Origin of the sequence: Leifsonia sp. Leaf264 (assembly GCF_001422325.1) — a bacterium.
Lineage (GTDB): Bacteria > Actinomycetota > Actinomycetes > Actinomycetales > Microbacteriaceae > Orlajensenia.
The window spans coordinates 339,205-352,573 of the sequence record NZ_LMMR01000005.1 but is presented as its reverse complement, the minus strand read 5'-3'; the positions used below and the strand labels follow the sequence as shown (position 1 = coordinate 352,573).

Below are 13,369 nucleotides of genomic sequence, written 5' to 3'. Positions count from 1 at the left end.
AACGCCTCGCCTACACCCGCATCCGCTTCGGCGGTTTCGCTTCCGCGATCGGGGTGACACCGAACACGCTGCTCCCGTCGGTCAGGTCGGGGCGGTGCAGCGGCGGGACCGGGATGGTCTTCCATTCGCTCTTCTCGAGAAGGACAGGGAGCAGGTCAACCGGGTTCCGGTGGCCGCGGAGCCAGACGGGTGTGCCGCGGAGCATAGCGACGTTGTCGAGCGCTGCGTCAGCCCAGTCACCTTCCGGGTTGAACGGCAGGTCGGCAGGGTTCAGGAACCCGGCGCGTTCGAAGTCGGCGGCGCCCGGCGCGGTCGGCCGGTCGCACACCAGGTTGTAGAAGTCTTCCGACAGGTGTGTGGAGGCGGGGAACCATTCGCGCCAGTCGGCGACACCGAACCTCTTGCAGGTGCGGTCGAAGTTCGGACCCGGGTACTTCCGGCAGGCGTCGCGCAGCATCTTGTAGACGGCGTTCCGAACCTTCCCGGACCCGGTCGCCCCGTGCTCGGCGATGACGAAGATGACTGCGAGGCCGGACTCGTCCATGCGGCGGCCGGCGAGCAGCTGCGCCCACGTTTCGATCTTCTGCTGCAGGGCCCGGCCGATGGTGGCGGTGACCTCCACGACGACGCGGGCGCCGTCCGCGCGGAGGATGGTGAAGTCGCCAGCCTTCGTGAACTTCGCCTTGTCCGGCTGCTTGAAACCGAGACCGGTGAACCCGAGAAGCGCGGCGGAGGAGAGACGTTCGCCGACGACGTTCTGGACGTTGTAGCCGAGCTCGGCGACACGCAACGCCAGCTCGGCGCTGAGGACCGCGTGACGGTCATGGCCTTGCCCGCCCATCTTCTCGGTCTTCCCGCTGGTGACGGACAGCCATTCGGCGTAGGTGAGCTCCGGGCTGATCTTCTTGTCGAAGAACGATGAACTCCCGGGACGGTACAGGGTGAGGGACGGGGTGTCGCGGGTGTGGAAGAGGGCGTTGGAGAAGATGCCGACCTCGATCGCGCCGACCGTGAACAGGTCAGTCATGAGCGCGGAACGGCCGGAGGCAAGTGCGGGGTTGCCGGTGACCGCGGCGAGCTGCCCGGCGGTCAGCACACGAAATTGATCGAGGGCGGCGATGACGTCCAGGTACGGGTTCAGCTTCCGGAGGATCTTCCGGCCTGCGTCAGCTGGGTTCCCTTTCAGGTGGGCGGGGAGACGTCCGATGCCGGCGGCGACCTGGTCGCGGGCTGCTTTCACGTCCACCCAGGAGGCGCGGGAGCCGACAGGCCACAGGTCCTGGTAGAACGGGTCCACCCGGACTTTGATGTTCGCCTCGTCGATCGAGTCGGTGAAGGAGTCCTCCACCAAGTGCAGCCGGCGGGAGTAGTTCAGGCCGGGGGTCTGGTGCGGAACCGTGTCGTCGGCGTCGTCCGCCTCCGGGAGTTCGCCGTCGCCGGTGTCCAGCTTCTCCGCCGGGGTGGAGTCGTCGATGTCGGCGGGGGCGGTGTCCAGGTACGTCTCGATGAGGGCGTCTTCACCGTGCTCCTCGAGCAGGTCACCCCACGACTGGTATTCGCTCACAGCAGGATGTCCTCAGCGTCAGCTTCCAACTGGACGCGGCTGTAGTCGGACATGTTGTCCTCGAAGTTCGCGAGCTTCACCGTGAACGCAGGCTGCCGGGCGCGGTTCACACGCGAACGGACGATCGCTTCGAACGGGGGAAGGTTGGCGACGTCGGCGGTGGACCATTCGGTGCCGTCGGCGGAGAAGTCAGCGACGAGCTGCTGCATGACAGCGGGGACATCCTGCGTGTACGCGAGGATGGTGCCGAAGCCGAGGACGGACTCGCGGACGGCGGGGTCAAGCTGGCCGGCACGCTGCGTGGCGAACACCGGCTGGATGCCGAACGAACGACCCTTGTCCTTCATCCACTCGATGATCTCCGGCGACTGCCCGGCGACCTCGGTGAGCTCGTCGGAGAACACGGAGACGCGGCGGCCTTCGGACTCCCAGCTGGAGCAGTTGCGTCCGATGGCCTCGTACAGGGAGAACATGAGCATGGCGACCATGTCTTCCTTCAGCTGCTTGTCGACCGGCTGACCGCCGGGGGTGGGGCCGACGTTCACGATGACGCCCCAGCCCTGCTGGAGGATCTGATCCCAGGACACCTTCGCCGGGCGGGACCACCAGCCTTCAGCGGTGAGGAGGAGCGCTGCCTTGTTCCGGGGAGCTTCCGTCATCGTCTTCCGGGCGCTCGGTGTGACGCCGGGTCCGAAGATGGTGGACAGTTCGTTGCAGGCGACAGCCAGGTCGGACCCTTCGACAGCCTTGATCAGTTCCGCCTGCGACCGGATCGCGTCGGCGAGGTTCACGGCGTGGTCGTCGCCGTGGCCGCCGAGCAGAATGTAGGCGTAGTAGAACGGGGAGGCGCCCACCCGGATGGTGCCGGCCTGAGCTGCGATCGCCGGGTCGACGACGAGAGCGGCGGTGAACACACGGGCGAGCATGTTGAACGAGTGGTGGCCGATGCTGTTGTCGCCCCAGACGTAACGCATCGCGTTCGTGATGGTGCGGGCTTGGTTCTCCAGTGAGCCGATGCGGGGGAACATGTCGATCGCCGGGGTGGTGTCATCGGCGAGGTCGCAGACGCCGACACTGTCGCCGACCTCCTGGGACATCTGCTTGTACGCGGCGGCGCCTTCACCTTTCGTCTCCAACGCGATGACGACGTTGCGGGCGCCGGGGTACCCGTCGCGGCCAGAGGGTCGTGCTCGCTCCATGCACATCCACGCCCACAGGTTGCGGAGGGCGACGGACTTACCGGATCCGGGAACACCGAGGAACATGATCCCCTGCCACAGGTCCTTCGCGGACAGTGCCACCCATTTGCCGGCGGAGCGTCCGATGCGCGGGCCGATGATCTGGTTCATCACCGCCGGCGCTTCACGGACTGCGGTGGATGACTCACCGGATGCGGTGCCGCCGTGCGGGGCGGCCAGCGACACCGGCAGTTCCTGGCCGAGCATGAACGCGTCGTTCACGAGTCCGTACCCGGCGTTCGACTTGCCGGTCACCTGAACGCCGTCACGGAAGGTCGGCTCCTGAGCTCGGGCCGGCCGCAGCGCCTTCTTCCGGATCTTCGGGAACCGTCCCACCGACAGCCCAGCGCGCATCTTCGCGTACCGGCCACGGATGTGTCCGGTTGACAGGCCCAGAGCTCCGAGCAGCGAAGCGCCGGCGGCAGCCCAGGCGGCGGTCCCGGTGAACTCCGGCAGGTGGGCGGTGTCGGCGACACCGTGGCTGAGGAACCAGGCGGCGACACCAGCGGCGACGGAGAAGCCGAGCATCGGGAGTGCGTCGCGGCTGCGGGACAGTGCCACCGGCCGGGCGTCCAAGTCGAACCCGGGCATCGCAGCGGTCACCCCAGCGAGCAGCTGAGAGGCGGACTCCACGGAATCCGATCCGGCATACAGCGACACCAGCAACGCTTCGCCGCGGCGAGCGTGGTACGTCGGGTTCGCCTGACCGAACTGTCCGGCCAGCCAGTCGAACATCCACCGGCGTTCCGAGTTCGTCGGGCGGCGGAGCACAGCAGCGACCCATTCGCCTTCAGCCATCGACACCGACAGAGCGCGGGACACCGCTGCCGGGTCCGCACCGAACTGTGTATCGCGGGCGATCAGCTGCGGCCGGCGGCCGGTGCGGAGCGACACAACCTTCGCCACGGAACCGAGGTCTGGCAGGTGGTCGACAGGGTCGACGCGGGCCGCGACAGCCCTCGACAGATGCGACGCCAACGACGCTGCGTTCTGGTGCTCCGGCGTCAACATGTAGTGAGCCAGTCCACGCTCATCTCGGTGCGCGACGATCGCGGTTCCCGGCACAACTCCGGAAGCGAAAACACCGGCAGTTTGGACGAACACCTGAGGGTTCGCGTTGAGGCTTCCGGAGCGCGTCAACTTCCATGCGCGGATCGTGGAGCTGAGGTTGAACATGCCCCTTTGACATGTGGCGACAACCGCCGTTTCGGTCACAGCTGGGTTGCGTGCGGCGGCCACTTTTCGTGCAGCGAACACCCCGCATTTCGTCACAATGAGAATCCCGGCAAATGCCACGTTTGCATCCGGCGGAATCACGCAAATGGAAACGGCCACCGACCAGCGAAAACGTCAAAACAACGCAAGGATTCCAGCGGCTTGCAACCACTTTCAGCAAGCCCGCAAGCGGCTCCTGGAATCGCCCGCTGTGGAACCGGCTCCGCGCCCGCCGCCACCTCCCTTCTGAACCCCTATAGGTTCTTCTCGGTCGGTGCCATCCTCCTGCTCTTCGTTTTGTCGGCCTTCCCGCCTGCGGCGTGAAGCGTCTCACACCTGTCAGGCGCCCTTTACGGACGTCTTCCAGTTCTTCGATTCCGTGTACCTCCTGAAGGGAGGTTCCCGTCACCGCCTCACCGTCCCGGTTTCGGGGCGTGGGTGGCTCGTCTGCCGTGTGCAGACTCCCGTCGTCTGGTCGCTGCCGTGTGCAGCTTCCGTCGATGCACCCGATGTCGCTTCGCGGCACCGTGTGTACTCCCTCGCTGGCGCTCGCTCGTGGGATGCACCTGCGGTGCATCGTTCGCTCGTAGAACGAGCTCACTGCATGTCTGCTGCGCAGCCATTCCCTGCCGGGGGCGGGCATACGCCACCAAGCCACAGACGCGTCCGTCGCCACCGTGAAGATGATCGAGCAGGCCACCGCCCCGTCCATCGTTCCGCCACCAGACAGCACCACCCAACCATGCGAAGCCGCCCCCGGCAGGGTGAAGCATTCAGTCCGTGACGGTCCCCGTGAAGCGTGAACGCCCAGAACCCCTTGACGGCATCGATCCGACTGACGCCCCGACGAACGACACGAACAACACCCGATACGAACAACGCCCCGACCAACTGGACGAGCAACACCCGGATCAACATGACGCCTGAACTACCCGCCTGCACTCAACGACCCCCTCCCTTGGAACCACGGAAGAGCGAAGCCGCCGGCGGCAGCCATCGCAACAACGTTGCGATCCGGCGAACCCCGCCAGGGGTGAGCCATGCACCCGCAGGGTGCATGCGTGAGCGCAGCGAACCGAGGCCGCCAGGCCGAGACAGCGTCCGCAGGACGCCGAGGGCGAAGCCCGAGCTCAAGTCCCACACACCGAACCACAGACCGACGAACACCTGCCTGAACGTAAAGACCCACCAGCAGACCAACGAGCAGAAGCTCAGGCGAGCCCGCCAGGGCGAGCCACGCCCGAGCCGCGCATACGCTGTCCTCCGCATCCGCTCCGGACAGCATGCGCACGAGCGACGCTACGCGTCGCCGTGCACCAGCACGCACGAACTAGGAGACGAACAAGAAGATCAACTTGAACGAGACGACGAACATGAAGACCAACGAGGAGCTCATCAATACGAGAGCGAGAAGGCGAAGCCTTCGAGCCTCAATCTTTTAACACCCATTTCGCCTCGACCCCATCACCAATCCAGCCAGCCGCCCTCCGGCGAACGGCTACCGCCGGCCGTCGCTTCGCGCCGGGGTTGCCTCGCTGCGCTCGGGTTGGGTTCCGACGTCGGCGCCGTCCGGCGGGCGGCTACCGCCGGCGCGACCTCAGTCGCGGGATCAGCCGCCGATGTTGTCGAGGCCGATCTGCCCGCCGGTGCCTTCCCCGCGTCCGGTCCTTACCGGCGGATGCTCACGTGGCTTCGGGGTTCCCGGCTTGACAGTCTTCGGGTCGAAGTAGAGAACCCAGCTGGTCATCTCCAGGAAGTGGATGGCGGTGACTTGGTCGCCCAGCTTGTTGGTGTCGATGTTGATGCTGAGACGGCCGGTGTCTTCGTTGATGACAGGTTCGAACACGATCGAGTCGATTGCGGCGATGAAGTGTGCGCCGGCATCGGTAGAGCCGGTCTGGTCTGTCTGCGACAAGTGGAACAGGGAAGCTGTGGTGGAGTGCTGCAGCTGCTCCTGCCAGGGCCGCTCCATGTCGTAGTCCGGGATCTTCAGGTGAGTGCTCACCAACCGTCGCTCTGGCTTCGGCCGGTCGTTGGAGACGAAGCCGTCTCCGACAATTGCTCGGCCACGAACAACCGCCAACGTGTTGAACGGTGCCGGCCCTGTCACGGGGATCTTCACGATGGGCTGAGCATGGTCATCAGGCGGTTCGATGGCATACTCCTCCCAAACAGCCCACGGTGACCTGGTCCCATACTCGATGTCCCAGCTGCTCATCGGACCCTCGAGAATGCGACTTTGAAGTCGACGTTCGACCTGGACGGCTGATCGATCGTCAAGGTGAACACGTCAGTGCCAGCCGGAACCGCACCGGCGCCCACCGTCTCACCAGCGCCAATGGGGAAACCGATGGGGGTCACTGTCACCCGGAGCTCACGGCCTTTCGGCGGGTTGTTGATCCGGTAGGTGGCTTGGATGTTCTTCGACCCGTACTTGACAGCTGTGATCTCTCCGACGCCGATAGGGGTCAGGGTTTCGGTCTCCCCGCCGAAGGTGCCCGGCTCTCCCTCAATCTTCGTCATGACGCGGTCGTTCAGCTGGATGAGGAAATGCGGGGCGACGGCCGACGGCGACGTGCTGCCCGGGTCGAGACGGTCTTTCGGCCAGCCGATCGTTCCTGTGATCTCGTTCACTGTGCGGACAACAGTGGCGACCACCTGGTAGGAGAACCTCCACATGACCGAGTCGCCAGCCAAGGAAAGCTCAGTGGTCAAATCGAGCTCACCGGTGGTCGGGTTGATCGAAACGTCTGCCTTGTCGACAGCTATCCCGAAACCGGTGTCGTCGTTGCCGATGCTGGCCAGACCGACGTGAGTGGTGACGTGCTCGATTCGGTCCGCTGGTATTCGAAGGTGGACGACGCATTGTTCCCGGTGCTGTTTCGGGTCGTCGATGCCCCATGAGGGGATGGCGATCCCGGAAGCGATGATGAGGCTGCGCCCGCCCACACCGAGATCCGCTTCGATCTTGCTGGGGGACGCGACCTGCTGGTCGTCGAGTACGTCGAGTTCGGTCACTTCTTCTCCTCAGGCTGGGAGTGAAACACCTGAGGTCATTGTGGCCGACCGCTGAACGCGAAGGCAAGGATCAACCCGGGGTCGGCTTTGCTTCGCTGATGCCTCGCCGCCCGCGTTCTCCGACGTCGGCCATTCATCCGATCGGCCCGTTCCCGGTCTCCCAGTCGGGCACTCGTTCGTCCAGTGTTGCGAGCCGTGATTCTCTGAGCTCGCCGGTGCGGAGTGCGGTGCGTTGCCTCCCGAGCCAGTTCCCGAGGGTGTGTTCCAGCGGTTCGGTGTTCTCCGACTGCCGGGGCCACCGGTGTTCGGTGGCGAGGAACTCGATCAGCATCTCCAGTCGGAGCTGCCATTTGTCGACGGTGTCTTCCCAGCCGGGTGCGTTGTCGTCGAGGGTGTGCCATCGTTCGTCGGGCAGGCCGGTGGTTCGTTGGATGCGGCGTTGATGGTGGAGCCATTCGCCGAGCTGCACTTCGATCGGGTCGTAGGAGCGGCGGGATGGTTTCCGGCCGTGGACGCGTAGGAACTCTGCGAGCTGGGCGGATCGTTCCCGCCAGGCGATTTCTTTCTCCTGGGCGGTGCGGGCGTTCCGGTGAGCCTGGTCGGTGCTCATGAGATGAGCCTACCGAGGGGGCATTGCCCGCGCCCGGTCTCGGTCAGGAGTTGGCGTTCTCCCGTTCGCGTGCGCGCCGCATCATCTCCTTGGTGAGGTCCGTCTCGGAGTAGTCCGGCAGCGTCTTCACCTTCGGGCGGGCGTGGCCTTTCGGTTTGGGTTCAGGGCGGGGTTGGACGCGGCGGCCGAGCTCCCGCAGCAGCACGTCGGTGTCGAAGTCGGCGAGGCGGACCGGTGCGTCCTGCGTCCAGAATCCCGGGTCGAGGTCGGCCTCTTCGAGGACGCCGAGGGTGACGAACGCGGCAGCCGGGGAGACGTTGTATGCGCGGCACACGGCAGCGATCTGGGTGTGGGTCGGGTTGGTCTTCCCGTGCAGCCACCGGTGCACGCTGGCGATGTTCGCACCGGTGCGCTTCGAGATCTCGGTGAGGGTGTCCCCGTTGGTGATCTGGGCAAGGTATTCGGGCCAGTCTGTGGTCATGCGGGCAAACCTATGAGGTGTCGCAAGCCGCTGGAAGCCGAATCGGGAAAGTCATTGCATGCACGCAATGGTTTCGGCCAAAGTCATTGCACGCATGCAATGGTCTTGACATAACGGGCCGCTGGAGGACACGACCACTGGCGGTCACATGTTCGTTCGCACGTCCGGGTTGAGCTCGTGCTGAGTGAGCAGGTCCGGCCAGGTCCGCTCCGGTCTGCCGATGAACGGGAACGTCGGTCGATCGTCGCCCACAGCTTCATGGGCAACCTCGAAAGCCTTGCGCTCGTCGAACCATGTCCATTCGCCGCCGATGTCCTCGGTCCAGAGACTCTCGTCGCGGGGGAGCTCCGACCAGAGCTTCCACACGGGCTCATCGGTGTACCGTCCGTAGTTTGCCTTCCGGACCCGGAACCTGATGAACCGACCTTCGCCCGTCAGGATCGACTCGATGACCGAGTCGGCAGCTTCGCCCTCTTCGGTTTTGAACCCACCGAATCCGTCGTCGTCGTCCTCGACGGCGGAGTCGAACTTGATCGACAGCGGGAAGCGAACCTGCTTCAAGCCGATCGGCTGGAACGACTGGCGGAGGACCCACAGATCGAACTTCGCCAGCCAGAACTCCACATCCACGTCGGGGTGAGCGCGAGCGACTCTCTTGAACCAGGTGCGGCCGTCGAGATCGTCGGGCACATCGATGTGAGGCCAACCCTGCGCATCCCGCCATGCTGCGAACCAATGCGTCGCCGGTTCGAGATACTCCATGGTCCCTGACCTTACGCCTCGGGTACACCCCCTTGCGAGCATCCTCACTGACGTACATCGAGTGTGTGCACAACCGCACAGAACGGCTGCTCTCCGCGCATGTAGGTGTCAGAAGAACCGACACCCTCACGCTTTGGAGTTCGACCATGACTGCTTTCACCACGACCGACCCGACCACCGCCCGGATCGCCTTGTCGTTCATCGTCGAGCCGGGGAACGCTGAGGTCGGACGGTTCATCGCAGACCACGGACCGGTCGACGCTCTGGCGAAGCTGCCGGGCACCTCCATCCCCGGCACCGGCCGCAGGCCGTCCGAGACCGAGGTCGACTACGCGCTTAAGGTCATCGAACGTGAACGCATCACCGTCCTCACCCCCGAGGGTGACGGCTGGCCGTCATGGGCTGGGAAGCTACGCGACACCGCCCCGATCATCCTGTTCGTGAAGGGTGATCCCACCCTCCTCACCGACGGCATCCGCGCCGGCGTCATCGGCGCTCGCGCCGCCACCATGTACGGGGAGACCACCACGCAGGAGATCACCGCCGACCTCGTCAGCCGCGGCGCCACCATCGTCTCCGGCGCAGCGTACGGAGTGGACGGGATGGCCCACCGGTCCGCCCTCGCCGCCGACGGCAAGACGATCGCGTTGCTCGCCGGTGGTGTCGACCGCCCCTACCCGGCCGGACACGACCAGCTCATCCACCGGATCGGCCAGCACGGCGCTGTCGTCAGCGAACTCCCGCCGGGAACCCAGCCCACCAAATGGCGTTTCCTCAGCCGCAACCGACTCATCGCTGCCGCGTCTGACGTGCTCGTCATCACCGAAGCCGGGATGCGTTCCGGGTCACTGACCACCGCCGCGTGCGCCGACGCCCTCAACATCCCCGTCACCGCCGTCCCCGGACCCATCACCTCCGTCAGCTCCGCCGGCTGCCACCGCGTCATCCGCGAAGGCGTCGCCACCCTCGTCACCACCGGTGAAGAGGTTTGGGAGGCCAAGGGGGAGTAGCCGCCGGCGGCAGCTACCACGCGAACTGGTCATAGACACACCAGCTTGAACCGCAATACGGTTTGGGGCACCGGCACCAACCCCAGCCTGCAACAGTTCCCGAGTGGCTCGAGGTGGACTGCCGACAACTGGGGAGCACCCGCATGTCTGAACGCCTGACCGCATCACGTCGGATTGTCGGAGCGGTTGTCGCGGCGGCCGTCGCCATGGCCACCATCTTCGTCGGGGCTGCACCTGCGCGAGCTGACTCGTCCTATGGGATCACCCCGTACTCGAACCTGCACAGCACCGGCAACACAGTCCTGTTCGCAGCTCACACCGCCACCTACGGCATGGAGCTGTGGAAGACCGACGGGACAGCAGCCGGCACCGGCCTGGTGAAAGACATCACGCCCGGCGCCAGCGGATCCATGTGCTCCAACAATGGAGACCAGTGCGACGTCGGGTTCACCGACGCCGGCGGGTACACGTACTTCGTCGCAGCGTCGGACGGCACAAGGAAGGAGTTATGGCGGACCAACGGCACAGCCGCCGGGACCACACGAGTGAGCGGCTCGACAACATCGGTGGTGTACGGAATCCTGGGAGCAGCCGGCGGCCTCGTGTACTTCGGAGCGACCGACACCACGACGGGGAAGAGCGGCGTCTGGGCGACGAACGCCGCCGGAACATCCGCGACCAAGGTCTACGAAGGTGCCTACGGTTCCTCGTCCAGCAGCTTCGCGTCCGCGGGAGGCCGTGCGTACTTCACCCCGTGGGCGCCGACCAACGCCAAGATGTACGTCTCCGACGGCACTGCAGCAGGCACCCACACCATCAGCGATCCCATCACCGGACCGATCCCAGGAGCGGACCCTGTGGAGGTAGCCGGGAAGGTGTACTTCCTTGCCATCACCCATGAAGAAGAAGCCAGCCACGTCTACAACCTGTGGGTGACTGACGGGACGACCGCTGGCACCAGCATGGTGCCCGATTCGAAGAACGCTCTGACGATGGCAGGGGTGAACGGGAAGCTCGTCTACTCCCAGAGCACCGACACGGGCACCGTCACATACGCATGGGACGGCAGCACTAAAGAGACGCTCGGCGCCGGCTGGTACTTCAACGGCTCCTACCTGTGGAAAGGGCGGCTGTACCTCGCCACCTCTGACGGGAACGTACCCAAGCAGCAGATCATCCGCTCCACCGACGGAACCGCAGCCGGAACTATCGACCTGGCGACTGTGCCCACCCGGTACGGAGGGCCGTCACCATTCAGCGGAGGAACGAACGTGCTCTACATCGGCGCTGCCACCCAGCTGTGGAAGTCGAACGGGACGGCCGCCGGGACGGTGTTCGTCAAAGACCTCGGCTCGGGATTCGTGAACGGGGCTCCCGAGGTTGTCGCCGCCGCGCTCACCAACGACCGTGCTCTTGTCGCGTCGCAGGGGTACCTGGAGGGGAAGGTGTTCCTGACGGATGGCACGTCGGCTGGGACGGCAGAGTATGCACCGGCGGTACTGCCGCTCACGGCCACACCCGCGCCGAAGATAACCGGCACAGCGAAGGTCGGAATCAGGCTGTCCGCGTCGGCTGGAACATGGGCTCCCGCGCCGGTCAGTTTCGCGTACCGGTGGTACGCCGATGGGGTGGCGATCCCGTCTGCGTCCGCGCCGTTCTACACGCCGATGCCGCCGCAGGTCGGTAAGAAGATCACCGTAAAGGTGACCGGGACCAAAGCGGGGTACGTCACCGTGACGAAGACGAGCTTGGCGACCCTGCCCGTGAAACCGGGGACGTTGATCTCAGCGGTCCCGAAGATCACCGGCACAGTGGCGCTCGGCGGGATTCTGACCGCGTCTCCTGGCGGGTGGGCTCCGGCGCCGGTCACGTTGAGATACCAGTGGTACGCGAACGGTACGGCCATCTCCGGGGCGACCGCATCCACATACAAGGTGGCGTCCGCCCAGATCGGGAAGAAACTGTTGGTGGCGGTCACCGGAACGAAGACCGGCTACACGACGGTGTTGAAGACGAGCGCGACGACGATCACTGTCCCCGCTGCGAAGAAGCTGACCGCCACCCCGGTTCCGAAGATCACCGGCACCGCGAAAGTCGGGAGAGTGCTGACCGCGGTGACTGGCACCTGGTCGCCGGCGACGGTCGGACTGAAGTACCAGTGGTACGCCGCCGGGGTAGCGGTCAGCGGTGCGACAAACTCCACGTTCACGCCGACCGCGGCGGTCGTCGGGAAGAAGCTCACCGTGAAGGTGACCGGTTCCAAGGTCGGGTACGCCCCGGTGGCGAAGATGAGCGCGGCCACGGCAGCGGTCGTCAAATGACGTCAGCGGCGGGTGGCCCTGTCGCCCGCCGCTTGTCGGTGCCACACTGTGAAGCATGGCGACGTTCGAGGAGTTCCGCCAGGTGAAAGCAGCCGCTGAGCTGGCGGAGGATGCTCGCACCTTGGCGGACTCGACACAGCATGTGCCGCATCCGGCTGAAGTTACGGACCTGCTCGGTCAACTGTCGGCGGCCCAGTGGTCGCTAACCACGGTGCTGGAGCAGCTCGCCGGCTGGCACCTCCGCGCGGAGGCCGGCGTGCATCACGACGGGAACAGCAGTGAGCTGGAACTGCCCGCTGACCTGACCGCCGCCGCCCAACTCGTCGACGCTGCTGAAGCCTCGAAGCGGACGGCGGAGCTGGTGGACCTGGCGGCGGAGACCACCGGGAAGGTGCACTGGTTCGACGACGTCCGAGACGACGGACGGCCGGCGACGACCAGCTGAACTGGTCCGGTCCGCGCATGAAGGCCACGACCTTGCACCCTTCCGATCGGATCCAGTTGACTCACCGTCTCCTCCCAGCAACCTCCAAGCCTTCCGGCCTGACCGCAACCGCCGACCACCCCGATGGTCTGGGTATGAACGCACACCCCGACCCCATCAACCCCGACCTCCCCGGCACCCCGTTCGTGCACACAGGCAAGCAGTTCAGCCGCGGAGCCCGGTTCGCAGGACGTCGAGCCATCGGCCCGTTGGCAGCATCCGCCGGCGGGCTCGTCGGATTCTTCTTCTGCCTCCTCCCGGGCGAGGACGCTCCCGGCATCTGGCTGGCGGTCGCTGCAGTCATCACAGTGCTGGCCGGCTTGTTCTCCTGGATCAACGTGGCCAAGCAGATCGTTGACGACCCCGTCCCCACCGAGGAGCACCTGGCTGCATTCATCGACTGGGCGGCCTTCCGGTACGACCTCACTCTCGACGAGACGGATGCCACCGCACTCCTGGTCAACTCGATCATCACCGTCGACGGGCGCACCTTCATGGTCGCCCACACGAAGGCCGGGGCGATCATCTGGGACACTGACGCCGCAGCGGAGCTCGCGCAGCTGGAGCCGATCCCGGCCTGAATCGGGATCGGCTAGAAGGGGAGCGCCTCGGACTTCGGTTCGGGGCGCTTCGTCGTTGCTGCTCGACGATTGACAATTGGGTTGC

At 65.5% G+C, this 13,369-nt stretch carries 11 protein-coding genes; 4 read left to right on the top strand and 7 right to left on the bottom strand.

Annotated features, from left to right (window positions below; genetic code table 11):
* Positions 1-10 precede the first annotated feature (10 nt).
* From ASF30_RS11090 to ASF30_RS11060, 7 genes are all read right to left on the bottom strand, one after another.
* Entirely contained in the window at positions 11-1,564 is a 1,554-nt protein-coding gene (locus tag ASF30_RS11090; RefSeq protein ID WP_055906151.1) for a hypothetical protein, read from the bottom strand.
* A complete protein-coding gene (locus ASF30_RS11085; RefSeq protein WP_157497247.1) occupies positions 1,561-3,813 on the bottom strand; it encodes a hypothetical protein in 2,253 nt (750 codons plus the stop codon). Before ASF30_RS11085 ends, ASF30_RS11090 begins: the two co-directional genes overlap by 4 nt.
* 1,813 nt (positions 3,814-5,626) lie before the next feature.
* Positions 5,627-6,235 carry a hypothetical protein gene (locus ASF30_RS11080; RefSeq protein WP_055906145.1) on the bottom strand — a complete coding sequence of 203 codons (609 nt, stop codon included), beginning with the start codon at positions 6,233-6,235 and terminating at the stop codon, positions 5,627-5,629.
* A complete protein-coding gene (locus ASF30_RS11075; RefSeq protein WP_055906142.1) occupies positions 6,232-7,035 on the bottom strand; it encodes a hypothetical protein in 804 nt (267 codons plus the stop codon). The genes ASF30_RS11080 and ASF30_RS11075 overlap by 4 nt, the downstream gene beginning before the upstream one ends.
* A 133-nt stretch (positions 7,036-7,168) precedes the next feature.
* A complete protein-coding gene (locus ASF30_RS11070) occupies positions 7,169-7,645 on the bottom strand; it encodes a helicase associated domain-containing protein (protein WP_055906139.1) in 477 nt (158 codons plus the stop codon).
* A 43-nt stretch (positions 7,646-7,688) separates the two neighbouring features.
* Complete coding sequence (locus ASF30_RS11065) at positions 7,689-8,126, bottom strand: helix-turn-helix domain-containing protein (RefSeq protein ID WP_055906136.1); 438 nt, start codon at positions 8,124-8,126, stop codon at positions 7,689-7,691.
* Positions 8,127-8,270: 144 nt separating this feature from the next.
* Complete coding sequence (locus ASF30_RS11060) at positions 8,271-8,888, bottom strand: hypothetical protein (RefSeq protein ID WP_055906133.1); 618 nt, start codon at positions 8,886-8,888, stop codon at positions 8,271-8,273.
* 146 nt (positions 8,889-9,034) lie between these two features.
* Here ASF30_RS11060 and dprA point away from each other — a divergent pair, with 146 nt between their 5' ends.
* The 4 genes from dprA (at position 9,035) to ASF30_RS11040 (ending at position 13,284) form a co-directional block, all read left to right on the top strand.
* Positions 9,035-9,898 (top strand): DNA-processing protein DprA, encoded by an 864-nt coding sequence (gene dprA, locus ASF30_RS11055; protein WP_055906130.1) that lies wholly within the window; start codon positions 9,035-9,037, stop codon positions 9,896-9,898.
* 143 nt (positions 9,899-10,041) lie between these two features.
* On the top strand, positions 10,042-12,219 hold the full coding sequence (locus ASF30_RS11050; RefSeq protein WP_082467714.1) for a hypothetical protein: 2,178 nt from the start codon (positions 10,042-10,044) through the stop codon (positions 12,217-12,219).
* A gap of 55 nt (positions 12,220-12,274) precedes the next feature.
* On the top strand, positions 12,275-12,664 hold the full coding sequence (locus ASF30_RS11045) for a hypothetical protein (RefSeq protein WP_055906124.1): 390 nt from the start codon (positions 12,275-12,277) through the stop codon (positions 12,662-12,664).
* Positions 12,665-12,798: 134 nt separating this feature from the next.
* Positions 12,799-13,284, top strand: coding sequence for a hypothetical protein (locus ASF30_RS11040; RefSeq protein ID WP_055906121.1), 486 nt, complete (start codon positions 12,799-12,801; stop codon positions 13,282-13,284).
* The last annotated feature ends 85 nt before the right edge of the window (positions 13,285-13,369 follow it).

What these genes read in the sequence shown, in the direction of transcription:
- ASF30_RS11085 (WP_157497247.1), bottom strand. Translation starts at nt 3,813, where the DNA reads ATGTTGACGCCGGAGCACCAGAACGCAGCGTCGTTGGCGTCGCATCTG.
- ASF30_RS11080 (WP_055906145.1), bottom strand. Translation starts at nt 6,235, where the DNA reads ATGAGCAGCTGGGACATCGAGTATGGGACCAGGTCACCGTGGGCTGTT.
- ASF30_RS11070 (WP_055906139.1), bottom strand. Translation starts at nt 7,645, where the DNA reads ATGAGCACCGACCAGGCTCACCGGAACGCCCGCACCGCCCAGGAGAAA.
- ASF30_RS11065 (WP_055906136.1), bottom strand. Translation starts at nt 8,126, where the DNA reads ATGACCACAGACTGGCCCGAATACCTTGCCCAGATCACCAACGGGGAC.
- ASF30_RS11060 (WP_055906133.1), bottom strand. Translation starts at nt 8,888, where the DNA reads ATGGAGTATCTCGAACCGGCGACGCATTGGTTCGCAGCATGGCGGGAT.
- dprA (WP_055906130.1), top strand. Translation starts at nt 9,035, where the DNA reads ATGACTGCTTTCACCACGACCGACCCGACCACCGCCCGGATCGCCTTG.
- ASF30_RS11050 (WP_082467714.1), top strand. Translation starts at nt 10,042, where the DNA reads ATGTCTGAACGCCTGACCGCATCACGTCGGATTGTCGGAGCGGTTGTC.
- ASF30_RS11045 (WP_055906124.1), top strand. Translation starts at nt 12,275, where the DNA reads ATGGCGACGTTCGAGGAGTTCCGCCAGGTGAAAGCAGCCGCTGAGCTG.
- ASF30_RS11040 (WP_055906121.1), top strand. Translation starts at nt 12,799, where the DNA reads ATGAACGCACACCCCGACCCCATCAACCCCGACCTCCCCGGCACCCCG.